General features: G+C 74.3%; 22 protein-coding genes and 1 pseudogene. 8 read left to right on the top strand and 15 right to left on the bottom strand.

Annotation, left to right across the window (positions count from 1 at the left end; all coding sequences use genetic code 11):
• Window positions 1-26 precede the first annotated feature (26 nt).
• Window positions 27-1,073: a TerC family protein gene (locus tag GQS52_RS00525; protein WP_182311137.1), complete on the bottom strand. Its 1,047-nt coding sequence runs from the start codon at window positions 1,071-1,073 to the stop codon at window positions 27-29.
• Window positions 1,074-1,230: 157 nt separating this feature from the next.
• Between GQS52_RS00525 and GQS52_RS00530 the strand changes: the two genes are divergently transcribed.
• Together GQS52_RS00530 and GQS52_RS00535 are read left to right on the top strand one after the other, a co-directional pair.
• Window positions 1,231-1,644 (top strand): helix-turn-helix domain-containing protein, encoded by a 414-nt coding sequence (locus GQS52_RS00530; protein WP_182311138.1) that lies wholly within the window; start codon window positions 1,231-1,233, stop codon window positions 1,642-1,644.
• 256 nt (window positions 1,645-1,900) lie between these two features.
• The gene (locus GQS52_RS00535; protein WP_182311139.1) at window positions 1,901-2,494 is read left to right on the top strand and encodes a peptidase inhibitor family I36 protein; all 594 of its coding nucleotides are present in this window, start codon (window positions 1,901-1,903) and stop codon (window positions 2,492-2,494) included.
• A gap of 602 nt (window positions 2,495-3,096) precedes the next feature.
• Here GQS52_RS00535 and GQS52_RS00540 read toward each other — a convergent pair.
• On the bottom strand, window positions 3,097-3,975 hold the full coding sequence (locus GQS52_RS00540; RefSeq protein ID WP_182311140.1) for a S1 family peptidase: 879 nt from the start codon (window positions 3,973-3,975) through the stop codon (window positions 3,097-3,099).
• 490 nt (window positions 3,976-4,465) lie between these two features.
• Between GQS52_RS00540 and GQS52_RS00545 the strand changes: the two genes are divergently transcribed.
• From GQS52_RS00545 to GQS52_RS00555, 3 genes are all read left to right on the top strand, one after another.
• Window positions 4,466-5,377 (top strand): universal stress protein, encoded by a 912-nt coding sequence (locus GQS52_RS00545; RefSeq protein WP_182311141.1) that lies wholly within the window; start codon window positions 4,466-4,468, stop codon window positions 5,375-5,377.
• Window positions 5,378-5,495: 118 nt separating this feature from the next.
• The gene (locus GQS52_RS00550) at window positions 5,496-7,517 is read left to right on the top strand and encodes an NADPH-dependent 2,4-dienoyl-CoA reductase (protein WP_182311142.1); all 2,022 of its coding nucleotides are present in this window, start codon (window positions 5,496-5,498) and stop codon (window positions 7,515-7,517) included.
• 56 nt (window positions 7,518-7,573) lie between these two features.
• Entirely contained in the window at window positions 7,574-8,107 is a 534-nt protein-coding gene (locus GQS52_RS00555) for a PadR family transcriptional regulator (RefSeq protein ID WP_182311143.1), read from the top strand.
• A gap of 78 nt (window positions 8,108-8,185) precedes the next feature.
• Here the strand turns inward: GQS52_RS00555 and GQS52_RS00560 are convergent, their stop codons facing one another.
• Window positions 8,186-8,455, bottom strand: coding sequence for a DUF2892 domain-containing protein (locus GQS52_RS00560; RefSeq protein WP_182311144.1), 270 nt, complete (start codon window positions 8,453-8,455; stop codon window positions 8,186-8,188).
• A gap of 265 nt (window positions 8,456-8,720) precedes the next feature.
• On the bottom strand, window positions 8,721-9,323 hold the full coding sequence (locus GQS52_RS00565; RefSeq protein WP_182311145.1) for a GNAT family N-acetyltransferase: 603 nt from the start codon (window positions 9,321-9,323) through the stop codon (window positions 8,721-8,723).
• A 166-nt stretch (window positions 9,324-9,489) separates the two neighbouring features.
• Between GQS52_RS00565 and GQS52_RS00570 the strand changes: the two genes are divergently transcribed.
• From GQS52_RS00570 to GQS52_RS00580, 3 genes are all read left to right on the top strand, one after another.
• On the top strand, window positions 9,490-9,852 hold the full coding sequence (locus GQS52_RS00570) for a nuclear transport factor 2 family protein (protein WP_259370487.1): 363 nt from the start codon (window positions 9,490-9,492) through the stop codon (window positions 9,850-9,852).
• Between the two features lie 124 nt (window positions 9,853-9,976).
• The gene (locus GQS52_RS00575) at window positions 9,977-10,465 is read left to right on the top strand and encodes a DUF427 domain-containing protein (RefSeq protein WP_182311147.1); all 489 of its coding nucleotides are present in this window, start codon (window positions 9,977-9,979) and stop codon (window positions 10,463-10,465) included.
• Between the two features lie 80 nt (window positions 10,466-10,545).
• A complete protein-coding gene (locus GQS52_RS00580; protein WP_182311148.1) occupies window positions 10,546-11,253 on the top strand; it encodes an SDR family NAD(P)-dependent oxidoreductase in 708 nt (235 codons plus the stop codon).
• Window positions 11,254-11,302: 49 nt separating this feature from the next.
• Here GQS52_RS00580 and GQS52_RS00585 read toward each other — a convergent pair whose 3' ends face one another.
• The 11 genes and pseudogenes from GQS52_RS00585 to fdh all read right to left on the bottom strand — a co-directional run bounded on the left by GQS52_RS00585 (window position 11,303) and on the right by fdh (window position 24,999).
• Window positions 11,303-11,644, bottom strand: coding sequence for an STAS domain-containing protein (locus tag GQS52_RS00585; protein WP_182311149.1), 342 nt, complete (start codon window positions 11,642-11,644; stop codon window positions 11,303-11,305).
• A gap of 331 nt (window positions 11,645-11,975) precedes the next feature.
• On the bottom strand, window positions 11,976-12,455 hold the full coding sequence (locus tag GQS52_RS00590; protein WP_182311150.1) for a DUF5709 domain-containing protein: 480 nt from the start codon (window positions 12,453-12,455) through the stop codon (window positions 11,976-11,978).
• Between the two features lie 134 nt (window positions 12,456-12,589).
• A complete protein-coding gene (locus tag GQS52_RS00595; protein WP_182311151.1) occupies window positions 12,590-13,687 on the bottom strand; it encodes a hypothetical protein in 1,098 nt (365 codons plus the stop codon).
• A gap of 295 nt (window positions 13,688-13,982) precedes the next feature.
• Window positions 13,983-16,672 (bottom strand): annotated as a pseudogene (locus GQS52_RS00600) (SpoIIE family protein phosphatase).
• A 334-nt stretch (window positions 16,673-17,006) separates the two neighbouring features.
• A complete protein-coding gene (locus tag GQS52_RS00605) occupies window positions 17,007-17,753 on the bottom strand; it encodes an SDR family oxidoreductase (RefSeq protein ID WP_182311152.1) in 747 nt (248 codons plus the stop codon).
• Window positions 17,754-18,068: 315 nt separating this feature from the next.
• Window positions 18,069-18,254, bottom strand: a complete 186-nt coding sequence (locus GQS52_RS00610; protein ID WP_182311153.1) for a hypothetical protein — start codon at window positions 18,252-18,254, stop codon at window positions 18,069-18,071.
• Window positions 18,255-18,825: 571 nt separating this feature from the next.
• Window positions 18,826-19,068: a DUF1622 domain-containing protein gene (locus tag GQS52_RS00615; protein WP_182311154.1), complete on the bottom strand. Its 243-nt coding sequence runs from the start codon at window positions 19,066-19,068 to the stop codon at window positions 18,826-18,828.
• Window positions 19,065-19,448 carry a DUF1622 domain-containing protein gene (locus GQS52_RS00620; protein WP_182316129.1) on the bottom strand — a complete coding sequence of 128 codons (384 nt, stop codon included), beginning with the start codon at window positions 19,446-19,448 and terminating at the stop codon, window positions 19,065-19,067. The genes GQS52_RS00615 and GQS52_RS00620 overlap by 4 nt, the downstream gene beginning before the upstream one ends.
• Before the next feature lie 228 nt (window positions 19,449-19,676).
• Window positions 19,677-20,744, bottom strand: coding sequence for an NrfD/PsrC family molybdoenzyme membrane anchor subunit (nrfD, locus tag GQS52_RS00625; RefSeq protein ID WP_182311155.1), 1,068 nt, complete (start codon window positions 20,742-20,744; stop codon window positions 19,677-19,679).
• Complete coding sequence (locus GQS52_RS00630; RefSeq protein WP_182311156.1) at window positions 20,741-21,739, bottom strand: 4Fe-4S dicluster domain-containing protein; 999 nt, start codon at window positions 21,737-21,739, stop codon at window positions 20,741-20,743. The genes nrfD and GQS52_RS00630 overlap by 4 nt, the downstream gene beginning before the upstream one ends.
• Entirely contained in the window at window positions 21,736-24,999 is a 3,264-nt protein-coding gene (fdh, locus tag GQS52_RS00635) for a formate dehydrogenase (protein ID WP_182311157.1), read from the bottom strand. The genes GQS52_RS00630 and fdh overlap by 4 nt, the downstream gene beginning before the upstream one ends.
• Window positions 25,000-25,318: the final 319 nt, after the last annotated feature.

Consider the following 25,318-nt stretch of genomic DNA (forward strand, 5'->3'; position numbering starts at 1 on the left):
ACCGAAGGTCGCCGGCGGGCGCCGCGCTACGGACGGGGGCGGCGGGACGGGGCGGCGGCCCGCTCGGGGGCCTCGGACCCCGGCCGCCCGTCGCCGTCCTGCCGGTCGACGGGCTGCTGGTCGCCGTCCTGCCGGTCGCCGTCCTGCCCGCGGGTGGCGGCCAGGGACCAGACGATGGAGACGGTGATGGTGACGACGATGACGCCGAGGGTCACCGGAATGGGCAGCTTGCCGACGGGGGTCTCGGACAGGATCAGCTTCACGCCGGCGAAGGCCAGCAGGACGGCCAGTCCGTAGTGCAGGTACTGGAAGCGCCGCAGCAGTCCGGCGAGGCAGAAGTACAGGCTGCGCAGGCCGAGGACGGCGAAGGCGTTGGCGGTCCAGACGATGAAGGTGTTGGTGGTGATGGCCAGGACGGCGGCGACGGAGTCGACGGCGAAGACCAGGTCGGTCGCCTCGATCGCGATCAGGGCCACGAACAGCAGGGTCGCCGTCCGGCGTCCGTTGATCCGGACGAAGAACCTGTCCTTGTGGAACCGCGCGTCGGTCGGGACGATCCTCTTGACCAGGCGGACCACCGGGTTGCGGTCGGGGTGGACCTCCTCGTCCTTGGAGAAGGCCATCTTCCAGCCGGTCCAGATCAGGAACGCGCCGAACAGGTAGGCGGTCCAGAAGAACACCTGGAGCAGCTCGGCGCCGACGAAGATGAAGACGAGCCGGGCGGCCAGGGCGCCGAGCACGCCCCAGAAGAGCACCTTGTGCTGGTAGGCGGCGGGGACCGCGAAGTAGGAGAACACCAGGGCGAAGACGAAGACGTTGTCGATCGACAGCGCCTTCTCGATGAGGTAGCCGGCGTAGTAGGTGCCGGCCGCGTCCCCGCCCTGCCAGGCCAGCAGCACCAGGCCGAAGGCCAGCCCGGCGGCGATCCACAGCACGCTCCAGGCGGCGGCCTCGCGGAAGCCGATGACGTGGTTGTCGCGGTGGGCGAGGAGGTCGACGGCGAGCATGAGGGCGATGCCGACGGTCAGTGCGGCCCACACCCACAGCGGGACGGCGAAGGTCAGGTCTTCCATCGGGGCACGCTCCTTCTCCCGGGCGGACACGGGAGAGGAAATACGAAGAAACGGACGAATGCCCCCATCGTCACCCGTCCCACGGGGGGCGTCAACGGTTGGGCGAAGTTTTTTTCGTCAATTGCGGAGCGTGAAAAATGGTTCGTACGATGGGGCCATGACGGCTCCCTCGTCCGCCCGCGGCAGCGACCGGTGGACCTTCCTCACCAGCCACGCCCGCGTGCTGCTGCGCATCGCCCGCGAGCCGGACGTCCGGCTGCGCGACATCGCCGCAGGCGCGGGCATCACCGAACGCGCCGCACAGGCGATAGTGGCCGACCTCGAGGCGGCCGGATACCTCACCCGCACGCGCGTCGGCCGCCGCAACCACTACACCGTCGACCCCTCAGTCGGCCTGCGCCACCCCTCCGAGGCCGACCGCCCCGTGGGCGACCTCCTGCAGGCGTTCCTCCGCCGCGAGGACGCACCGCCCGAGGACGCACCGGTCGAGGGCGCACCGGTCGAGGACGTGCCCGCCGGGAGGATCCCTGCCGAGGCGGCACCGGCTCCCGGCGGGCGGACAAGCACGTGAAGCCCCGGACGGACGAATTGCTCCTGGCCAACACCCCGCCCACCAGGAGCTTCACCTTTTACCGGGCACTCCTCGTACCGACGGGTCAACCAATCGGCCGGTCCAAAAAAGGATCATTCTCTTTTTGAGATCAAAGTTGCGGAAATTTTCAGCCAAAAATCAGCCGGAAACGTCCTGCCTGGTAATTCGCCGATACCTTAACGTTTCCTGCGCTCGGAAATTTCCGGAGCTTCGTGACCGAAGGGAACAAGATCCCATGCGCACGAGAACAAAGATCAGCGTCATCCTGGCGGCCAGCGCCGTGGCCGCATTCGGGATGGCAGGGCCGACCTCCGCGTCGACCGAACTCGAAAGCACGATCGCGGCTCAGGCACAAAAGGCAGGGTTGGACAAGAGTGAGCTGGCCGAACTGCAGCGGCAGATCGACAAGCAGATGGCCAAGACCCCCGGCGGGAAGCAGATCGGCGTCAACCAGGTCGCATGGCGCGGCGGCAAGGCCGTCATGACCTTCCCGTTGCCGGGCGAGAAGAAGGCCCGGGCTGTCGATGAACCCCTCGGCGCTCTCGGGACGCCGAACTGCAGCTACCTCTGGACGTGCCTCTACGAGCACTCCAACTTCGACGGGCGCCGCCTGACCTGGTCGGACTGCAACTTCGAGAATCTCGCCAACTGGGGCTTCAACGACCAGACCACGTCCTGGCACAACAACCAGAGCCGGGGCACGCAGACCCACGTCTACAACTGGACAGGGTCGTACTGGGCCCTGCTGTGGTCGTCCACCGCTCCGTCGTCCAGTTCCAACGTCGGCAGCGCAAACAATGACAAGGCCGATGGAATCCGGGTGTGCTGATCAGCAGCGCCGGCCGTTCTCCCGGTCTGCCGAGTAACCGGGAGAAAGACACCAGCCGTTTCACCCCCCTTGCTTTGCGTGGTCCTTCACGCCGCAGCTTTTACTCGGAGGAACTCAACAGGTGAAAGGCACCGCGCCCCTCGGGGCCGCACCCGAACCGGGTGCGGCCCCGAGGGCTGTAAAACACAGCCGGGGAGACCTGCGGAAGCCGAGCGGCAACGAAAGTGTTTCGCAGACGCATTGAGCCGTTTACAACTCGGCCCACCCGCCGGTGCAGGGGTCATCGGCTTTCAACAGGTCGACGGCCACCGAGCCCCGCATCGGCCCGGCCGAACCGTTCCCCAGCAGTTCTGCCCCGACTTCGCGGTCGAGGACCTGGAACAGGACCGAGTCCTGGCTGCTGGAGCCGGGCGCGGGCGAGGCGGGCCACCCGTCGGACGAGGACAGGCAGCGGGTCCTCGTAAACCCGGCCGGGTGTCTCCCCCACCCGGCGAGTGACCGGCAGCTCCCGTCCGGTCCGCCGGCTGCCGTGATCGGTCCCGCCGGGACTTCCGGCAACCCCGGTTGCTCGTGTCCGGAACCCGTCCGGGAGCCCGCGGGGGTCAGTACAGGCTCACGCCGTACTTGGCGAGCGCCTCGGTGACGGGCTGGTAGAAGGTCGTGCCGCCGGTCCTGCAGTCGCCGCTGCCGCCGGAGGTGATGCCGAGCGCCTTGGTGCCGTCGTAGAGCGCGCCGCCGGAGTCCCCGGGTTCGGCGCAGACGTTCGTCTGGATCATGCCGCGGACGGTGCCGCCCCCGCTGTAGCGGACGGTGACGTCGAGCGCGGTGACGGTGCCGCCGTGCGTGCCGGTGGTCGATCCGGTGCGCTTGACGGACTCGCCCACGTAGGCGTCGGCGGCGGTGAAGCCGCCGGGGCGGCTGAGGGAGGTGTTGTCGTAGCGCACCAGGGCGTAGTCGTTGCCGGGGAAGCTGGATCCGGTGGTCGGGCCGACGAGCGTGCGCTGCCCGGAGTCGGCGTACCAGGTGTCGACCACGTTGCCGCAGTGCCCCGCGGTGAGGAAGTGGGGGACGCCGCCCTTGACGACGTTGAAGCCGAGCGAGCAGCGGTATCCGTTGCCGTATATGGCGTCGCCCGCGGAGAGCAGCGGGGTGAAGACGCCGGGGGTCCGTTCCACCTCGATCGCCCCCGCGTCGGCCCCGGCCTCCTTCTCGATCCTGGCGATCTCGGCGCGGGAGACGGTGCTGTCCGCGGTCACGACGACCCGGCCCGCCTCCTCGTCCACGTGCCAGGCGATGCCTCCCACGCCGGCCCGCGTCACTGCGTCGTCCGCCCTGGCGAGCCGGGCCGCGGAGTGGTCCTGCTGGGAGGCCGCGGCGGCGCCGGGCACGGCGGCCGCGGCGATGCCCGCGACCGCGGCGAGGGCGAGCAGGCGGGTGCGCACGGTTCCGGCGTTCCGTGAAGTGGTGTGTCGGGTCGTCACCGGTCTCCTCCTGGGGGCGGGGCCTCCCACGGGTGACGGCTCGTCGGGTGCCGGGTCGGGGCACACGCGGTCCGTCCCACCGCAGGGGACCACAAATGGCGTGTCCCTGACATTTCAATGACGAGTATCGGCCACCCGCACGGCCGCCACAAGAGCGCCTGCAACAAGGGCCCTTCTCGTAGGACTCCTTCCGGCAGGATCCCTTCCGGCAGGAGCCCTTCCGGCAAAGGCCCCGGCGGAGCCGGAGACGGCCGGGAAGCCCTGCCCCCGGCCGCCGCGCACATCCCTGACCGGACGTCGGCTCCCCGACGGGACTCCATCTTCTCGACGGGGCGTCAGGGACGGTCGGCCCGCCCGGCAGGGGCCGGGGGCGCTCGGCCCGGTGGGCCGGTCGGCCCCCGGAGGGGACCTGCGGCCCCTCCTGCCAGGAGCCCGCGGACGCCAGGCTGGGGGCGTCAGGCCCCGTCGCCCGCCTCAGGAGGTACCCACCATGCCGCTTTCCGTCGTCGCCGGAGTGGACGGCTCGCGCGAGAGCCTGGCGGCCGTCGACTGGGCCGCCCGCGAGGCCCTCGTCCGCGGCCTCCCCCTGCACCTGGTGCACGCCCGGGAGTGGCAGCCGTACGCCCACGCTCCCCTCGCGGACCCCGGCGCGCCGAACCTCCGCGGCGAGAGGGCACTGCGCGAGGCGGTCGCCGGGGTCGGGCTCCGCCATCCGGGACTGGAGGTGACCGCGGAGCAGGTCGACGGCCGCCCGGAGGCCGTCCTGGCGGCGGTCGCCGGGGAGGCGGAGCTGCTGGCCCTCGGCTCGCACGGGGTCGGCGGCCTCGCCGGCCTCGTCATGGGCTCCGTGGCCCTGGCCGTCGCGGCCCGCGCCGAGCGGCCGGTCGTCCTGGTGCGGGCGGGCCGGGCGGAGGAGGACGAACGCCGGCCGGACGCCTCGGGGCTCCCCTCGGTCTCGACCCCGTACCGCGACGTGGTCCTCGGAGTGGGCCCGGCCGGGCCGTGCGAGGAGGTGCTGGAGTTCGCCTTCGACGCGGCCGCCCGGCGCGCGGCGGCCCTGCGGATCGCGCACGGCCGGGCCCCGGCCGTGCCCGCGGGGTTCGGGTACGGCGACGCGGACCCGGCGGACGCCGGACCCGGGCGCGGCCCCGGGTACGGGGAGGGCGAGGAGGCGGACGGGCTTCTGCACGTCTGGCGGCGCAAGTTCCCCGAGGTGGAGGTGCGGGAGCAGGCCGTGGTGGGCCGGCCCGGGCGGCATCTGGCGGAGGCCGCCTCCGACGCCTGCCTGGTGGTCGTGGGCAGGCGTGCGCGGCACTCGTCGGCCGGTACGCACATCGGTCCCGTCGCCCAGGCGGTGCTGCACCACTGCGCGGCCCCGGTCGCCGTCGTCCCGCACGGGTGAACCGCGCGGCGCGGGGCCCCGCCGGAGTGACCATCGCCACCTGGTTATGCAACTAGTTGCAAAACCAGGTGGCGATGGTCTAGAACTTGCGCACCGAGACTGCGCGAGGAGGCACCGGATGAGTGCGTACCCCCACCTGACGAGCCCGCTGGACCTGGGCTTCACGACGCTGCCCAACCGTGTGCTGATGGGCTCGATGCACACCGGCCTGGAGGAGGCGCCCGGCGGCTTCGAGCGGCTGGCCCAGTTCTACGCGGCCCGCGCCCGCGGCGGCGTGGGCCTGATCGTCACCGGCGGCATCTCCCCGAACGACCAGGGGCGTCCGTTCGAGGGCGGCGCGAGGATGACCACGGAGGCCGAGGCCGCGCAGCACGAGGCCGTGACCGCCGCGGTCCACCGCGAGGGCGGCCGGATCGCCATGCAGATCCTGCACTTCGGCCGGTACGCGTACCACGCCGACCTGGTGGCCCCCAGCGCGCTGCAGGCCCCGATCAGCCCCCACGTCCCCCGCGCCCTGCGCGAGGACGAGGTCGAGCAGACGATCGAGGACTTCGTCCGGGCCGCGGAGCTGGCGAAGCTGGCCGGCTACGACGGCGTCGAGATCATGGGCTCCGAGGGCTACCTGATCAACGAGTTCGTCGCGAGCGCCACCAACCACCGGCAGGACCGCTGGGGCGGCTCGTACGAGAACCGCATCCGCTTCCCCGTCGAGATCGTGCGCCGCACCCGCGAGCGGGTCGGCCCGGACTTCGTCCTGATCTACCGGCTGTCGATGCTCGACCTGGTGCCGGGCGGCTCCTCCCTGGAGGAGGTGGTCGCCCTCGCCCTGGAGGTCGAGGCGGCCGGCGCGACGATCATCAACACCGGGATCGGCTGGCACGAGGCGCGCATCCCCACCATCGCCACCTCCGTCCCGCGCGGCGCCTACGCCTGGGTGACGAAGAAGGTCATGGGCGCGGTCTCGGTGCCGCTGGTGACGAGCAACCGCATCAACACCCCCGAACTGGCCGAGGAACTGCTCGCCGGCGGCTACGCGGACATGGTGTCGATGGCCCGCCCCTTCCTCGCCGACCCCGACTTCGTCGCCAAGGCCCGGGACGGCCGCGCCGACACCATCAACTCCTGCATCGGCTGCAACCAGGCCTGCCTGGACCACACCTTCAGCGGGAAGATCACCTCCTGCCTGGTGAACCCGCGCGCCTGCCACGAGACCGAGCTCGTCCTCTCCCCCACCCGTGCCGCCAAGCGCATCGGCGTCGTCGGCGCCGGCCCCGCCGGGCTCGCCTTCGCCGTCTCCGCCGCCGAGCGCGGCCACGCGGTCACCCTCTACGAGGCCGCCGGCGAGATCGGCGGGCAGCTCAACCTCGCGCGCAAGGTGCCCGGCAAGGAGGAGTTCGACGAGACGCTGCGCTACTTCCGCGTCCAGCTGGAGCTGCACGGCGTGGACGTCCGGCTGAACACCGCCGTCACCGCGGACGACCTCGCGGGCGCCGGGTACGACGAGATCGTCGTCGCCACCGGCGTCACCCCGCGTGTCCCGGCGATCCCCGGCGTCGACCACCCCAGCGTCGTCAGCTACCTCGACGTCCTGCGCGGGGAGGCCGAGGTCGGCGGGCGCGTCGCGGTCGTCGGGGCGGGCGGCATCGGCTTCGACGTCGCCGAGTTCCTCACCGACGGCGGCGAGTCGGCCTCCCTCGACCCCGAGGCGTACTTCCGCCGGTGGGGCGTCGACACCGAGTACCGCTCCCGCGGCGGGCTGCGCGAGCCCGTCCTGCCGGAACCGCCGCGGACCGTCCACCTGCTGCAGCGCAAGACCACCAAGGTCGGCGCGAACCTGGGCACCACCACCGGCTGGATCCACCGCCTCGAGCTGCGGCACCGCAAGGTCGCCATGGTCGCCGGCGCCTCCTACGAGCGGATCGACGACGAGGGGCTGCACGTGAGGGTCGACGGCGTCGAGTCCGTCCTCCCCGTCGACACGGTCGTGCTGTGCGCCGGCCAGGAGCCGCGCCGCGGCCTGTACGAGGAGCTGATCGCGGCCGGGCACGACGCCCACCTGATCGGCGGCGCCGACGAGGCGGCCGAGCTGGACGCCAAGCGCGCGATCCTGCAGGGCACGAAGCTGGCCGCCGCGCTCTGAGATCCGCCCGGTACGGCCCGTACACCCGGCTGCGGGCCGTACCTAGGATGTGGCGCATGTCCCTCCCCCACGCGATCCTCACCGCCCTGCTCGAGAAGCCGTCGTCGGGGCTGGAGCTGACCCGCAGGTTCGACAAGTCGATCGGCTACTTCTGGTCGGCCACGCACCAGCAGATCTACCGGGAGCTGGGCAGGCTGGAGCAGGCCGGCCACATCCGCGCCCTGCCCTCCGGGCAGCCGGCCCGCGGGCAGCGCAAGGAGTACGAGGTGCTGCCCGCGGGCCGCACCGAACTGGCCTCCTGGGTGGCCGGGCGCGAGGACCCCAAGCCCGTCCGCGACCCGCTGCTGCTGCGCATGCGCGCGGCGGCCGTGGTGGGCTCGCCCGGGCTCGGCGACGAACTGCGGCGGCACCTGGAGCTGCACCGGCGGCAGCTGGCCGAGTACACCGGCATCGAGGAGCGCGACTTCTCCGACCCCGGCCTCACCGAGCAGGACCGGATGCGCCACCTGGTGCTCCGCGCCGGCATCGACCTGGAGACCTTCTGGACCACCTGGCTCGCCCGCGCCCTGTCCGAGCTGGGCGAGGAGTGACCGCGGGAGCGCCGCGCCGTCCGCCGGGAGCGCGGCGGGGACGCGGCGGGGACGCGGCGGGGACGCGGCGGGGGACGGTCAGTGGTGGCCGCGCAGGGAGGGCGGTGTGTAGCCGAGCTTCTGGTAGAGCGGGCAGTGGCCGAGCCCGCCGGTGGCCGTCAGGACGATCCCGACGAGCACCACCACGGCACCCAGGACCACGGACAGGACCGAGCCCGCGGCGGTGAGCAGGGCGATTCCGAGGGCGATCACGACCAGTCCCGCCACCAGGCGGGCCACCCTCTCGGTGCGGACGATGTTCGTGCTGCGCCGGTGGGGCGCGTGCAGCGTGGCGTGTCGGGTGTTCATGGCGGTTCCTCCCGGACCGTGCCGGCGGTGTCGCGCCTTGCCGGGCCGGGCGCGGGGCCCGCCGCCGTCCGGCGCTCCTCGTCGCAGTCCACGTTCGCGCCGCCGCGGCCGACCGCACAGGGCCTTACGTCCCCGGCCCGGGGGCCGGCCGACCCCCGCCGGCCCGGGCGTCCCCGGCCCGGGGGCCGGCCGACCCCCGCCGGCCCGGGCGTCCCCGGCCCGGGGGCCGGCCGGCCTCGGCGGAGGCGGTGCGCCCCCGCAGGGGTCATCCGGCCGCGGCCCCGGCCGGCCGCCACATCGGGTACATCCGCTCCCCCTCGTAGGGGAGGTCGAGCGGTTCCGCGCAGTCGGTGTAGCCGTGTCGCGCGTAGAGCCGGCGGCTGGCGGAGTTGCTGGCCTCCAGGTAGGCCGGGCGGCCCGCGCGGTCGAGCTCGTCGTGGTGCAGCCGGATGAGCTCCGTCCCGATGCCGTGCCCCTGGCGCCCGGGCAGGACGGCGAGGAGGGCGAGGTGGTCGTGGTCCCCGCGGTCGGCGGGGTGCGCCTCGTGCATGGCGTCGTCGAAGCGGCGGAACCGGTCCGCCCACGGGCCGCAGGCCTCCAGGAGCCGCGCGTCGTAGTCGGGGATCTCCGGCGACGGCACCGGGATCCAGACGGCTGCGGCCGACATGTCCTCGGTGACCTGTACCGTCCCGTGCCGGAGGGCGTGCCCGACGATGATCCGGAAGAAGCGGGGGAAGACGTCGTCGTGCCGTTCCCGGTCGGGCACCAGCCACTGGTTGACGTCGAGGTCGCGGAAGGACGTCGCGATCAGGCGCGCGACGTCCTCCTCCTCGCCGTCGGTCGCCTGGCGGATGTGCGTGCTGGTCACTCGGACTCCCGGTGTCGGTGGAAACGGGCCGCTGCACGGCGGCGGCCGCCCCGGAAGCCCGCCAGGGCTCCGGGGCGGCCGCGCCCCGAAGAATATGACCCCAACTCGCTTTCCCAACAGCCGGGTTGGAGTTTTCGGACAGCGGTCACCGGACAGCGGTCACGCGGTGGCCCGGACAGCCCAGGACGCCTGGAACACCCGCGACCCCGCACGGGTCGCCCTCGCCTGCACCGAGGACTCCGAATGGCGCGGCCGCGACCTGTTCCTGCGCGGCCGCGAGGAGATCGTCGAGTCCCTGACCGCCAAGGAGCGGGAACCGGGCTACCGGCTCCGCAAGGAACTGTGGGCGTGCACCGGCGACAGGATCGCCGTCCGGTTCGAGTACGAGTACCACGACGCCTCGGGACAGTGGTTCCGCGCGTACGGCACCGAGGACCGGGAGTTCGACGCGAACGGGCTGATGCGCAGGCGGTACGCCTCCGTCAACGACCCTGCCGTCGCCCCGGAGGAGCGCCGCATCGCCGTCTGACCCGGCCGCATCCGCCGGCGGGGGCCGCATCCGCCGGCGGGCCCGCGGGCGAAGAGAGGAGTGAGGGTCCTCCCTCGCCGCCCCGGCGTCCGCCGCCGGCCGGTCCGACCCGGAAGGAGCAGCGATGCACCGCAGCGGAAACGCCCGCCCCCGGGAGTCGGTCCGGGACTACCCGCGACCGCCCGTGGCCGTACCGGACGAGCGCCGGGTGGTCGTCGAATTCGCCGGCCTCGTGGTGGCCGACAGCGACCGGGCCGTGCGGGTCCTGGAGACCCACCACCCGCCTGTGTTCTACGTGCCGCGGGCGGACGTGCGCACCGATCTGCTGCGCCGGTCGTCCACACGGACCTGGTGCGAGTGGAAGGGCGCGGCCGTCCACTGGGACCTCGTCGCCGGACCCCGCCTGTCCGCCGACGCCGCGTGGAGCTACCCCGACCCCGCCCCCGGCTTCGCCGCCCTCGCCGACCGCCTGGCCTTCTACCCCTCGCGCGTCGACCGCTGCACCGTCGGCGGGGAGACCGTGGCACCCCAGCCCGGCGACTTCTACGGCGGGTGGATCACCTCCGAGGTCGCGGGCCCCTTCAAGGGCGGCCCCGGCACGAGGGGCTGGTGACCGGGACAGGGAACCGGTGAGCAGGACGGGGGCCGGCCGGCCGGAACGGGGCCCGGCGAGGACGACGACGGGAGCGGCGCATGAGCACGGCGGGTTCGAAGGTACTGGTGGTCGGCGCCACCGGTGCGGTCGGCGGCGCCCTGGCCGGCGTGCTGCACGGGCGCGGGGCGCGGCTCGCCGCGGCCGGCCGCGACGCCGGGCGGCTCGCGGAACGGGCGCGCGGCTGGGGTGACTGCCCGGCCCGCGTCTTCGACGCCTACGACGTGGACGGCTGCGCGGCCCTGGCGGGATGGGCCTGGGAGGCGCTGTCCGGCCTGGACGCGGTCGTCACCGCCGTGGGGACGGTGGCCTTCGGCCGTTCGGAGGACACCTCGGACGAGGTCCTCGAGCACTTGGTGGCGGTCAACGCCCTGGCCCCGATCGCGGTGCTGCGGGCCGCCCTGCCCCTGCTGCCGGAGGGCGGTGCGGTCGCGGCCGTCACCGGGGTGGCCGAGCGCCCGATGCCGGGCGCGGCCGACTACAGCGCGTCCAAAGCCGCCCTGAGCGCCTGGCTGACGGCCGTCCGCAGGGAGCAGCGCCGGCGCGGGGTCCACGTGCTGGACGCCCGGCTGCCGCACATGGACACCGGGTTCGCCGACCGGGCGGTGGCCGGCTCCCCTCCGCCCATGCCCCCGGGCGCCGACCTCGGCGCGGCGGTCCGCGCGGTCGTCGACGCGCTCGCCTCCGGAGCCGCCGTGGTGCGGCCGGGGGCCGGCGGGAGCCTCGTCACCGAGACGCGGGAGCGCTGACCGCCCCGCCGGGAGGGGGCGGGGCGGGCCGCGGGGGCCCCGCGGGGGCTCAGCGCACGCAATCCGCCGACACGAGGAGGTCGGGGAGGGAGGGCAGGGTGCGGGCCAGGTCCACGACCCTGGACGGCTGGGCGCCCAGCCCGGTGACCCGCAGACGGCCCCCGTCGAGGCCCACCAGAAGCTCGAGGCGGGCGAGGAAGTGCAGGCCGGCGGAGTCCATGAAGGTCACGCGGGCCATGTCCAGGTGCACCTGCCCGACCGGCCTGCTCAGTGCGTCCAGCGTCCTCTCCAGGGCGGGCCGCGCCTCGTGGTCGATCTCCCCCGCCGGGCTCAGCACGTCGGCCCGGCCCCGGTCGCTGCGGGTGTGGGTGACGGTGAAAGGAATGCGCATGGTGCTCCCTCCCGGAAGGGATCGGAGCCCACCCGCCGGCCGCCCCGGAGGAGCGGAGCGGGTCCGCGTGCCCCCGGGCGTGCCGGGAGCAGCGTGGTCCAGGAGCCGTAGGAGCACCCGGACCCCCGCAGCCGAAGGAGACGGTGCAGGTGGTGAGGTGCTGCTGCGCCGGCCGAACCGGGCCAGCTGTTCGTCCACCGTCTCATGCGGTTCGCCCGACGTGTCAACCCTGCACCGCCCGAAGGAGAATCGGCGGCTCCGCGGCCGCCGCGCGACCGCGGGCGGGAGTCCGCGGAACGGTGCCGGTCACGGCGGGGCGACGGCCGGGGCCTCAGGGCGCCGTGCCGTCCTCGGGAGCCTCCGGTTCGGGGACGATGTGGACGGCGGCCTCCTCCGCCCCGGCGGCGCCGCTGTCGATCCCGACGTCGCTGGCGAACAGTTCCGCGTCGGTGTCGGCGCGGGCGCCCTCGTCCGGGGCGACCAGTCGCCCGGCTCGCGGGCCGCCGACCTCCTCGTCGATCGGCTCGCCGTCGCCCCCGGCCAGGTCGCCGATCCCGTTGCCCTCCGGGACCGCCACGTCGGGCACTTCCCGCGACAGCCGCCGGTCCAGCGTCTCGCCCCGGTGCTGCTCCTCCGCGGTGGTGCCCCACTCGTCCGCCCCCAGGGGTTTCTCGGGCGGGGAGTAGCCCTCGTCCAGGGGCTCCACACCGCGGTCGTTCAGCGTGTCGCCGGAGTCCAGCGGGCCGGCGTCGTCGACCACGTCCTCGCCCTGGGGCTGGTAGACGTCGTCCCCCATGGTGTTGTCGCTCATGGCCACACCTCACTCACACACGGCATCGGACCGGCGGCCGGCCCACACCCGTCGCGTCTCCGGAACGGCGCCGGGCAAACCCGGCGCCCGCGCGCTCCCGGCCCCGCGGACACCCGGGGACGGTGGCCGGGGTCTCAGGCCCCTGCGCCGGAGCCGCGCAGCAGGACGCCCAGTCCGTCGGTCATCGGCAGTTCCTCGCGGGGCACCACGACCAGTTCCGCGCGGGTGCCGACGGCGGCGCGGAGCAGGGCCGCGTCGGCCGGTTCCTCCCAGCCGGAGTGCACCCCGTACGCGTTCAGCTCCGCATCCGACAGGCCGATCTGCTTGGGGGCCGTGCCGACCCACAGCCGCACGGACAGGTCCGCCGGGTCGTTGACCAGGAGTGCGTCCGCCCTGCCCTCGCGCAGCGCCTCGACGACGGCCACGAGTCCCTCCGCGGCGCCGCCGCCGCGGGCCGTGCGGGCCCGGAAAGCCTCGATGCGCGCCTGGTCCCGGGTGTTGGCGCGTCCCCGGAAGAGGTAGTCGAGCTCCTCCTCGAGCAGGGCCCTGCCGGGCTCGGCCGCCCTCCCGTCGCTCTCGATGCCGATGACCCTCTCGCGCAGGCGGCCGGGCAGTTCGCGGGTGAGGACGCCGCGCGCCCACAGGTCGCCGGAGAGCACGATCGTCTCCGCCTCCCCCCGGTCGGCCAGTTCCGCCAGTTCTCCGGCGACCGGGCCCGCCTCCTGCCGCCAGTCCCCCGCCGGCACCCGCCGGAGCGTGCGCTCGCCGGCCGCCACCCTGGCGACGGGCCACCGTCCGGTCTGGAACTCCACCTCCAGGTCCTGCTGCGCCGTCTCGCGCCCGGCCTCGGGGACGCGGCGCATCACGACGGCCGCGTACGGGATGTCCGGGGCGTGCTGCAGCGCCAGCGGCATGGCGTCGGGCACCATCGTGAACCGGGCCCTGTCGCGCGTCGGCGGCCGGGGCAGTTCCTCCGCCAGGGCGAGCCGTCCGTGTGCCGCGAAGACCGCCTGCCCGTGCGGCCCAGGCACGTCCTGGTCCGTGCCCACCGTGCGGGCCAGGGTCCCGGTGGTGGCCGGGTCGGCCCCCTGCGCCTCCAGTTCCTCCTTCAGGTGTCGCCGACGCAGTTCGATCGCCCTGTCCGGGTCCTCGACGTCCCGGGAGGTGTCGACGTACACGCAGGCGAACGGGCCCTGCCTGGCGTACAGCGGGCTGAGGAAGGTCAGTTCCACGGGTGCCTCCTCACCGGACGGCGGGGGCGCCGTCCGATCGGGCGGGCCTTTCGGCCCCGCGTTCCGGCCGTCGGGGCCGGCGCTCCGCGGCGGCCGCCGTCGGAGCCGGCGCCGCGGGCTCCCCTGCCGGGCTCTCCCGCCCGGCCCGCCGGCCACTACCCACACTACGCACGCCCGCTCCGGGCGCGAGGGCCGAAGGGCCCGGCGGCCCGCGCCGGGCGGGAGGTCGCGGGAGGGGGCGGACGGGCCGCCGCGGTCCTCCCCGCCGGCCCCGCGCCGGGTTCCGTCCGGCGCGCTACGGCGGTGCGCCCGCCGCCGCGTCGACGGCGGACCGCGCCCGGGCGTCCGGGCCCTCCGCGGGGGCGGGCAGCGGCTGCTCGGCCCAGATGACCTTGCCCCCGGGGGTGTAGCGGGTGCCCCAGCGTTCGGCTATCCGGGCGACGAGGAACAGTCCCCGGCCGCCCTCGTCCGTCGTCGCCGCGTACCGCAGGTGGGGCGAGGTGCTGCTGCCGTCGGCGACCTCGCAGACGAGGCTGCGGTCGCGCAGCAGCCGCACCCTGATCGGCTCGGAGGCGTAGCGGATGGCGTTGGTGATCAGCTCGCTGAACACCAGTTCCGTGCCGAAGGCCAGCTCCGACAGCCCCCACTCGTCCAGCTTCCCGGAGACGGCGGCGCGCATCCCGGCGACCGCGGCCGGATCGGCGGGCACGTCCCAGTCGGCGACCCGGTCCGCGCCCAGCACCTTGGTCCTGGCGATGAGCAGCGCCACGTCGTCCTTCGGGCGGGCGGGCAGGAGCGCGTCGAGCGCCGCGCGGCAGTTCTCCTCCGGTGTCCGGTCGGAGCCGGCGAGGGCCCGGCGCAGCATCTCCATGCCGACGTCGAAGTCGCGGGTGCGGTCCTCGATCAGGCCGTCGGTGTAGAGCACGAGCTGGCTGCCCTCGGCCAGGTCGAACTCGGCCGTCTCGAACGGCATGCCCCCCAGGCCCAGGGGCGGCCCGGCGGGGAGGTCGAGGAATTCCACGCCTCCGTCGGGGCGGAGGAGCGCGGGCGGGGGGTGCCCGGCCCGTGCGACGGAGCAGCGCCGCGAGACCGGGTCGTAGATCGCGTACAGGCAGGTGGCCCCGATGATGCCGGCGTCCCCGTGGGGGCCGCTCTCGTCCTGGTCGATGCGGCCGACCAGGTCGTCCAGGTGGCCGAGGATCTCGTCGGGCGGCAGGTCGAGGGTGGAGAAGTTGTGCACCGCGGTGCGCAGCCGGCCCATCGTGGCGGCGGCGTGCAGTCCGTGGCCGACGACGTCGCCCACGACCAGTGCGACGCGCGCGCCGGGCAGCGGGATGACGTCGAACCAGTCGCCGCTGACCCCGGACTGCGCCGGCAGGTAGCGGTGGGCGACCTCCAGGGCGTCCTGCTCGGGGAGCGCGTGCGGCAGCAGGCTGCGCTGCAGCGTCACCGCCAGGGCGTGCTCGCGGGTGTAGCGGCGGGCGTTGTCGATGCTGACCGCGGCGCGGGTGACCAGTTCCTCGGCCAGGGACAGGTCCTCCTCGTCGAACGCCCCGGACTCCTGCGAACGCCAGAAGTTGGCCACCCCCAGCACCACGCCCCGGGCCTGGATCGGTGCGGTGATCAGGGAGTGGACCCCGTAGTCGAGCATCCGCGACGCCCGGTCGGGGTCCTGGGCGTACCAGCCGGACGAGCCGGACAGGTCGGTCACCAGTTCCGGCCGGCCGCCGGCGAACACGCGGGCCTGCGGTGTGGAGGGGACGAAGTCGATCAGCCTGCCGAGCGGGTACAGGGGGTGGTCGGCGCGGATCCCGCTGAGGGCGGCGCGCCGCATTCCCTCGGCCCCGTCGCCCGGCTCGTCCCCGTTCAGCACCGGGTCGGCCAGGTCGACGGTGACGAAGTCGGCGAACCGCGGGACGGCGACCTCCGCCAGTTCCTCGGCCGTACGCGTCACGTCGAGGGTGGTGCCGATGCCCACCCCCGCGTCGTAGAGCAGCCTCAGGCGCTCGCGCGCCGTTTCCGCCCTGCCCGAGAGGGCCCGCAGCTCCGTGGAGTCGCGGATCGTGGTGACCGTGCCCGTCGGGCCGCCGTTGCGGTCGGTGGGGCGCTGGTTGACCGCCAGCAGCCGGTCCCCGCCAGGAGGACCTCGTCGGTGGCCGCGCGGCCGGAGGCCAGCAGTTCCGCCATGCCCGGGTCCAGGCCGGGCAGGTCGGCCACGCGCCGCCCCTCGGCGTCGGGGGGCAGGTCGAGCAGCCGCTCGGCCTCGTCGTTCGCCAGCAGCAGCCGGGCGTCCCCGTCGACGATGAGCACCCCCTCCCGCACGGCGTGCAGCACCGCGTCGTGGTGCTCGTACATCCGGGTCATCTCCACCGGGTCCAGGCCGTGGGTCTGCCGGCGGAGCCGCCGGGTCACCAGCGCCGTGCCGGCGGTGGCCAGGGCGAGGGCGACCACGCCGGTGGCGAGGATGAGCGGCAGCCGGCGGTTGACCACGCCGGAGACGCTCTCGGTCTTCATCCCGGCCGAGACCAGGGCGACGACCCTGCCGTCGGAGTCGGTGACGGGGACCACCGCCTGCACCTCGTGCCCCAGGGGGCCGTTGACGCTCTCGACGAGGGTCTTCCCCTCCAGCGACGGCCCGATGGTGCCGACGAACCTCTCGCCGATCCGGCCCGGTTGGGGATGGGTGTAGCGGATCCCCTCGGTGTTCATCACCACGATGAAGTCGACGCCGGCTTTCCTGCGCGTCTTCTCGGTGATCGGCTGGAGCACCTTGGAGGGGTCGGGCGACTCGACCGCCTGCAGCAGACCGGGCGAGTTGGCGAACGTCTGCGCGACCGCGACCGAACGGCTCCGGGCGTCCCGGTCGGTGTTGTACCGGGACTGCAGCACCAGTGCCAGCACGGCTCCGGCCACGAGCAGCACCACCACCGCCGCCTGCAGCACGAAGACCTGCCCGGCGACACTCCGCGGACCCTTGTCGGACAGTGACCGAACCGATGCGTCCCGGAATCGGCCGAAACCATCGACCACGTTGCCTTTTCTAGCACTCTCCGCCCCGCGGCGCCCACGGAAGCACCCCGTCCCCGCCCGGTGACGACGGGCAGGAGTCCGCCGGGCGGGCCGTGGCCGGCCGCCACCCGGCGGCCGGTCGAACCGGTCGCGCCGGTCGCGCCGGTCGCGCCGGTCGCGCCGGAACAAGAACGGGTCGTTCGTCCGTGCGGGACGGTCGGGAACCGCCCTCCGACAGCGGGGGCGGACCGCCGCGGGTCACCCCTCGACGCCGGTGCCGTGGCGCCCGACACCGTCCGCGGGCGCGGGCTCACGGCCAGGACGGCTCGTTGCGCGGCACCACGACCAGTTCCGGCACCACGGAGCCGGCCGGCACCGACAGCGCGTACACGACCGCGTCCGCCACGATGTCCGGGCTCTGCAGCTTGGCCGTGTCGGCGTCGGGGAAGCGCTCGAGCACGAACGGCGTGGCCATGCCGCCGGCGATCACCCCGGTGACCCCGACCCCGAGGCAGTCGCGCTGCGCCTCCTTGAACAGGGTGTGGGTGAACGCGCGCAGCCCGGACTTGCCCGCCGAGTACGGGCCGGCCTCGGTCCAGGTGCGGTTCGACGCGGTCGACAGGATGTTCACGATGTGTCCGCCGCCCCGGGCGACCATGCGGCGGTAGGCCTCCAGGCACAGGTACATCGGGCCCAGCAGGTTGGTGGAGACCACGCGCGTCACCTCCTCCGCCGACAGGTGCTCGATCGGCTTGGAGACGTCCACGGCGGCGTTGTTCACCAGGACGTCCACCTGGAGCGAGGCGGCTTCCCACTCGCGGAAGGCCGCCGCGACCTCATCGGGGTCGCGCACGTCCACAGGGGTGAACCGCACGTCCGCGCCGTCCTCGCCGAGCCGGGCGCACAGCTTCTCGGCCTCCTCGCGGCGGACGTCCACCACGTGCACGGCCGCCCCGGCCCCGGCCAGGCGCCGGGTGATGGCCGCCCCCAGGCCGCGGGCCCCGCCCGTCACCACGGCACGCTTGCCCCGCAGGTCCAACTGCACCGAACCGTCCACAGCACTCTCCTCGTCCTCCGGCGGCGGGCGGGCCCGTGCGCCCGTCCGCCGGGCGGACCGACGGCGGGGACGCGCCTTCCCTGTTCCCGGACCGTCGCGCTTCCTCGGTCCTGAGGTCCCCGAAGACGTGCGCCGCCTGTCGCGGCCGGCCGCCGGTTCAGCCGAACGCACCAAGGCGGTCGGCCCTGCCGCGGAGCCCCTCCCGCCCGCACGGCCCGGCAGCGGGCGTGCGGGGGGCCGGAGGACTCGCCGCCGGTGCGGACGGGGCCCCCGGGGCCGGGCGGGGCCGGAGGGGCGGCCCCGGTCGGGGGCCGCTCACATCCGCGGACGGGGCGTCGGCGCCCCCGCGCGGTGCCGCAGGCCGGACCAGTCCATCGCCCGGGCGACCTCGCGGTGGAGGTGCTCGGCCACGCTGCGGACCTCGGCGACGACGTCCCCGCGCTCGTGTATCAGACGGCTGTAGATCGGCGGGTGACCGGACTCGGCCACAGGTGCACTCACGGCGTTCTTCCTTCTCGTCGGTTCGGCAAGAGCCCCGTCATCCTGACAGAGACCACCGGAACCCGACGCAAGGACCACCCGCAGGACCTGGGAGGGGACCGGGACACGGAGCGGCCCCGTCGACGGGGCTTGGGTTCAAGGGGGGCGACGGGGCCGGAAGGCGCGGCCACGCCCCGGGAGGGGGCTGATGTCGGGGCGGGGCCGCGCCGAGTACGACGTTACGGCCCGGCAGGGCGGGCGTCTCGGTGGAGTGGGCCGGCCGGGTCGGCACGGGCGGCGGGCCGAGGACGCGGCCGGACGGGCCCGCCGGCCGCGGGGGATGCGTGATGACGGCGGGCCCGACCGACACGGAAAGCTATCGCACGAAATCTCTGTGTGACAAACGTGCGCCGCCCCGGGCACCCGCCGCACCGTTCGGCCGCCGCACCGGCCGCCTGCCGCGCCGGCCGCCCGCCGTCGTCCCGGGGGGGGGGCGGCCGGTGCCGGGCGGCCTGCCCGGCGGGGGCACCTGCAGTCCGGGGGCAAGTGACGCATGTCACTCCCGTCCCGCCGGGGACCGGGCGGGAAGGGGTCAGCGGCCGGCGGTACGCAGACCGGTGGTGACCAGTTTGCGCACGGCGATCACCGCGGCCGCCAGCGCGACGGAGTCCCAGGACGGGTCGCCCGCCAGGCGGAGCAGCCCGGCGGCGGTGAGGAAGTCCAGCAGGACGGCCAGCGCGGACCGGATGCTCCCCGACGCCCGGAACGCGGGCAGGACGGCCAGCAGTCCCATGGCGGTGACCGCCAGGGCCGCCGAGTGCAGGACGGCGGTCACCGCGGCGGGGTCCCGGGACGGGCACCGGCCGCCTCCCGTCCAGGGCCGCGGTCCCGCTCGCGGTCGCGTTCGCGTTCGATCTCCTCACGCTCCTGGGCGATCTCCCGGCCGAGGAAGAAGTTCAGCGCGGTACGGATCGCGGCGATCGCCGCGAGCTGCCCGATCTCGGTGAAGCTCGGTGCGACGGCCGTGCGCAGCACGTCCCCCGCGAGCTGGAACTCCAGTCCCAGGGCGAGGAAGCGCCCCAGGCTGAGCCGGATGCCGGTGAACGTGCGGGACCGCCCTCCGCCCCTGGCCCCCGCCGCGACGAAACGGGCGAACGCCCAGACCGCGCCCACGAAGATGATCACGGCGCCGGCCGCCTCCACCAGCCGGACCATCAGGTCCACGGCGTCGCGGAGCACGGACTCCGGCAGCAGTTCTTCCACGGAGATCTCCACGGCCCTGCGACTACCCCTTCCCTCGCGTCCGCACCGGCGGACGTGCGTGCCGCCGCCGTCGCCCGCCCGTTGCCGCCCCGGCCGCCGGGCACGTGACGGCGGAGCGCGGGGCGCCCGGTCCGCAAGGACGGCGTCCGGCGCCCGGCACCGGGCATCCGCGAGGAGGTGTCAGGCCTGTTCCGCCCGTTCCGCCTCTGCGGGCTTCCCGGCCTGCTCCGCCTGCCGGCGCTCGAGGCGTTCCCGCTGCGGCAGGACGGTGTACTTGGGGTCCTCGGCGGACGCCACCCCGGCGTGGAAGACCCCGAAGCGGGTGCAGGCGGACGCCGCGAGCAGCGCCGCGCCGCTCACCGCCGCCGCGGGGCGGCTGCACCGTGCGGGGAGCGCGGCGCCGAGCGCGCCGAGGGCGGTGAGCGCCCGGGCTGCGCGCATCAGCCGGCCTGCCCTGCCGTGCCGGTAGGTCTCGGCGACGACGCCGACACGGCGCTCCATGGCCCGCACCGCGGCCGTCTCCACCGCCGCGCCGAGCAGCGCGGCCCGGCGTGCCGGGCCGTTCTCCTCCGGGGGAGCGGTCATCAGTCCCATGCCCGCGGCCGCGACCGCCGCCGAGCCGGTGAAGACGAAGGGCAGCTCCCGGTAGCCCTCGTGCCACGCGGGGACGGCCGTGTCGGCGGCCAGGACCGCGGTGTAGGCGGCGACCGCGGGGCCGAGGAGGGCGGCGCCGATCGTGGCCGTGCGGCCGGTCCGGGGGAGCAGGCCGGTGACGTCCAGTACGGCGGCCGCCCCGGCGGCCGGGCCGTAGGCCGCCAGCAGCCACGAGCCCATGCTCATCGGCGAGGTGGGTTTGAACACCCGCAGCATGTTGGCGAAGCGTTCCGGGCGGCCCAGGTCGTGGACGAGTGCCGCGGCCGAGCCGGCGATCGCGACCGTGGAGGAGATCTTCAGCGCCCGCGCCGCGGTGCGGCGGCCGGTCAGGTGGCTTCCCGCCGCCAGCACCGAGCCGGCGCCGGCCAGCCCGCCGAGGAAGAAGTAGCCGGCGATGTCCCGCGCCTGCCAGGAGGGCGGGGTGATGACGGGCCTGCCGTAGTAGGAGGTGAACTCGGCCTGCGGCACCATCAGTTCCTCGCCGCGCCTGCCGCGTCGGCCGCGGCGCCCGGGCCGCAGGCCGCGGCCGGCCTCCGCCTCCCGTCCGGGGCGTTCGCCGCGGATGCCGCCCTTGGTCACGTCCGAGGTGCTCATCGGCGGGTCCTTCCGGCGGGGGCGCGGCGGGGGCCGGCGAAGACGGCGGCCAGGCCTCCGGCCAGGGCGAGGGCGGCGGCCCCGGCGTACCGCCACATGGAGGGCAGGTCGCGGGTGGTGACCTGCGGGTCCGGGGGCAGCCCGTAGACCTCGGGCTCGTCCAGCAGGAGGAAGAACGCGCCGTCGCCGCCGACGCCGTCGCCGGGGTCGTGGCCGTACAGCCGGGCGTCGGCGACGCCGGCCTCGTGCAGCTGTCCGACGCGCGCCGCGGCGCGTTCGCGCAGTTCCTCCAGCGGGCCGAACTGGATGGAGTCGGTGGGGCACGCCTTGGCGCAGGCGGGCTCCTGGCCGGCGCCGAGCCGGTCGTAGCACATCGTGCACTTGAAGGCCCGGCCGTCGCCCGGCCGCTGTTCGATGACGCCGTAGGGGCAGGCGGGAACGCAGTAGCCGCAGCCGTTGCAGATGTCCTCCTGCACCACGACCGTGCCGAACTCGGTGCGGAACAGCGAGCCGGTGGGGCACACGTCCAGGCAGGCGGCGTGGGTGCAGTGCTTGCACACGTCGGAGGACATCAGCCAGCGCAGTTCGGTGCGGCCGTCCGGCGAGGGCGGGCCTGGCGTGGTGGGGGTGATCGCGGCCTGCTCCGGCGGGGTGGCCGAGCCCTGGGCGGCCAGGGCGAGCACGTCCACGTCCGTGTGGTCCACCGCGGCCTGCGCGTGGCCGAGGGGCTTGCTCTGCTCGATGAAGGCGACGTGCCGCCAGGTGGAGGCGCCCAGGCCCCGGGTGTTGTCGTAGGACATGCCGGTGAGTTCCAGGCCGTCCTCGGGGATGGCGTTCCACTCCTTGCAGGCCACCTCGCACGCCTTGCAGCCGATGCACACGGAGGTGTCGGTGAAGAACCCGACGCGTTCGGGGTGGTCCTCGTGGCCTGCCCGGCCCGCCGGGTCCTGGTCGGACCCGTCGGACGGGGCCGGGCGGGTGAGGGAGTCGGTCATCCGCGGATCTCCATTCCGGTGTGCTCGGTGATGCCGGCGCGCTCGCGGTACTCCTGGAGGAACTCCCGCAGCCGCGGGCCGCGGGGGCGGCGGCCGGGCCGGATGTCGGCGCTGAGCGCCTTGACCTCCTGGATGTGGACGTTGGGGTCGAGCGCGACCGCCGACAGCTCGTTGGCCGCGTCCCCGCGGCTGTGCCCGTTGGGCCCCCAGTGGTAGGGCAGGCCGATCTGGTGGACGGTGCGGCCCTGCACCGTCAGGGGCGTCATCCGCTCGGTGACCATGACGCGGGCCTCCACCGCCCCGCGGGCGGTGACCACGGTGGCCCAGCCGGCGTGCTCCAGCCCCCGCTCGGCGGCCAGCTGCGGGGAGACCTCGCAGAAGAACTCCGGCTGCAGCTCGGCCAGGTAGGGCGACCAGCGGCTCATGCCGCCGGCGGTGAAGTGCTCGGTGAGGCGGTAGGTGGTGACCACGTAGGGGAACACCTCGGCCCCGGGGTCGTCCCCGCTGGGGTGGAAGCGGTTGTAGGTGCGGGAGAACACCTGCCGCACCGGGTTGCGCTGCTGCCTGCCGTACAGCGGGTTGCGCACGGGCGAGTCCTGGGGCTCGTAGTGGGTGGGCATCGGGCCGTCCGTCAGGCCCGCGGGCGCGTACAGCCAGCCCTTGCCGTCGGACTGCATGATGAACGGGTCGTTGCCGGCGAGGGCGTCCGGTCCCTTCGCGCCCTCGGGCGGGCGGTAGGACGGCGGGCGGTCGGCGATGAAGTCGGGGACGTCGTGGCCGGTCCAGCGCCCTTGTTCGGCGTCCCACCACACCAGCGCCTTGCGGTCGCTCCACGGGTTGCCGTCGGGGTCGGCGGAGCAGCGGTTGTACAGGATGCGGCGGTTGGCCGGCCAGGCCCACGCCCAGTCGGCGGCGATCCAGTCCTGTTCGGTGTGCGGCTTCTTGCGGGCGGCCTGGTTGACGCCGTCGGCGTAGACGCCGCAGTAGATCCAGCAGCCGCAGGAGGTGGAGCCGTCGTCCTTGAGCCGGTCGTAGCCGGACAGCGGCTCGCCGTCGGAGGTGCTGCCGTTGATCTCGGCGAGGACGGCCTCGGCGTCGGGCTCCTGAAGTCGCCCGACGGTCGGGTAGTCCCAGGTCAGGTCGAGGACCGGCCGGTCCATCGGGTCGGTGGAGCCGGCCAGCCGCTCCCTGATGCGCCTGCCGAGGTGGTACATGAACCACAGGTCGCTGCGCGCGTCGCCGTCGGGCTCCTTGGCGGCGAAGTGCCACTGGAGCATGCGGTTGGTGTTGGTGAAGGACCCCTCCTTCTCGGTGTGCGCGGCGGCGGGGAAGAAGAACACCTCGGTGGCGATGTCCTCGGTGCGCAGCTCGCCCGTCTCGGTCTCGGGGCCGTCCTTCCACCAGGTGGCGGACTCCACCAGGGAGAAGTCGCGCACGACGAGCCATTCGAGGTTGGCCATGCCCAGGCGCTGCATCCTGGCGTTGGCCGATCCCACGGCCGGGTTCTCCCCCATGAGGAAGTAGCCCTTGCACTCGCCGTCGATCTGGGCCATGGCGGTCTCGTAGGTGCTGTGCGAGCCGGTCAGGCGCGGCAGGTGGCCGAAGCAGTAGTCGTTGTCGGCGGTGGCCGCGTCCCCCCAGTAGGCCTTCAGCAGGCTCACCAGGTAGGCCTTCATGTTGGCCCAGTAGCCCTTCTGGGCGCCGACCGTCTCCACGAAGGTGCCGAGGTCCTCGTGGTCGTGCGCCTGCGGCACGGGGATGTAGCCGGGCAGCAGGTTGTACAGGGTGGGGATGTCGCTGGAGCCCTGGATGCTGGCGTGGCCGCGCAGGGCCTGGATGCCGCCGCCGGGGCGGCCCATGTTGCCCAGCAGCAGCTGCAGGATGCAGGCGGTGCGGATGTACTGCGCGCCGACGGTGTGCTGGGTCCAGCCCACGGCGTAGGCGAACTCGGTGGTGCGCTCGCGCCCGGAGTTGGCCACCAGGGTGCGGCAGACCTCCGCGAAGAGGTCCTGGGGGATGCCGCAGGTCTCCTCGACCATCTGCGGGGTGTAGCGGGCGTAGTGGCGCTTGAGGATCTGGTAGACGCACCTCGGGTGCTGCAGGGTGGGGTCGTGGCGCGGCTCGCCGGACAGGGCGGGGCCGCCGGCTCCGTGGGACTCGGCCCCGCCGGACTCCCCGGTGCCCCCGCCGCCGTGGGTGCGCGTCCCGTCGGGCGCGTCCCGTTCCCCGGAGGCGGCCCGCACGGGTGCGCCCTCGTACTGCCAGGAGCGGATGTCGTAGCGGCCGGTCTCCTCGTCTAGTCCGGAGAAGACGCCGTCGAGCTCCTCGGTGTCGCGGAAGTCCTCGCTGACGATCGTCGCGGCGTTGGTGTACTCCAGGACGAACTCGCGGAACTCGGAGCCGGTGCTCAGGACGTGGTTGACCAGGCCGCCCAGGAAGGCGATGTCGCTGCCGGCGCGGATGGGCACGTGCAGGTCGGCCAGGGCGCTGGTGCGGGTGAACCGCGGGTCGACGTGGATGACCTTGGCGCCGCGGGCCTTGGCCTCCATGACCCACTGGAAGCCGACCGGGTGGGCCTCGGCGAAGTTGGAGCCCTCGATGACGATGCAGTCGGCGTTCTGCAGGTCCTGCAGGAAGGTGGTGGCGCCGCCGCGGCCGAAGGAGGTGCCGAGGCCGGCGACGGTGGAGCTGTGGCACACCCGGGCCTGGTTCTCGACCTGGACCACGCCCAGGCCGGTGAACAGCTTCTTGATGAGGTAGTTCTCCTCGTTGTCCAGGGCCGCCCCGCCCAGGCTGGCGATGCCCATGGTGCGGTTGACCCGCTTGCCCTCGTGCTCCCACTGCCAGGTCTCGCGCCGGGTGCGGACCACGCGGTCGGCCACCATGTCCATGGCGGTCTCCAGGTCCAGCGGCTCCCACTCGGTGGCGTGGGGGCGGCGGTACAGCACCTGGTGCATGCGGGCGTCCCCGGTGGTCAGCTGGAGCGTCGCCGACCCCTTCGGGCACAGCCGCCCCCGGCTGACGGGCGAGTCCGGGTCGCCCTCGATCTGCACGACCTTCTCGTCCTTGACGTAGACGTTCTGCGCGCAGCCCACCGCGCAGTACGGGCAGACGGATTTGACGACCCGGTCGGCTGTCCCGGTGCGCGGACGCAACCGCCTGGTGCGTTCGGAGGCCGCGGCCGCGCCGCGCCCGGTCCGGTCCTCCCCGGTGATCTGCCGGTACACCGGCCACTCGTGGATCCAGGTGCGTACGCCCATGGCTCGTCCTCCCGGGCAGGTCGTCCGACGGGTCCGCCCCGTGCGGGCGCGGCGTGCGGGGCCCGTCACCGCAGGTGTGCGCGACCGGCCGCCGTGTTCACCGCCCCTGAGGTCCATGGAGTCGCGCATTCGCCGGACGCGCAACCGGAGGAGGCGGCGTGCGCGGGGCCGGCCCCGGCCGCGAGGGCGCGGTCGCGCCGGTTGCGTCGGTGCTGGACGAGCAGCACGCCGGGGAAACACCGCCCGCCGGAAGACCGGGGCACGAGGAGACGGACACCACGGAAACGGGGGTCAGGGACGAGCGGGACGGGGCCCGGCG

It is taken from the genome of Streptomyces sp. SCUT-3 (assembly GCF_014083985.1).
Lineage (GTDB): Bacteria > Actinomycetota > Actinomycetes > Streptomycetales > Streptomycetaceae > Streptomyces_H > Streptomyces_H thermolineatus.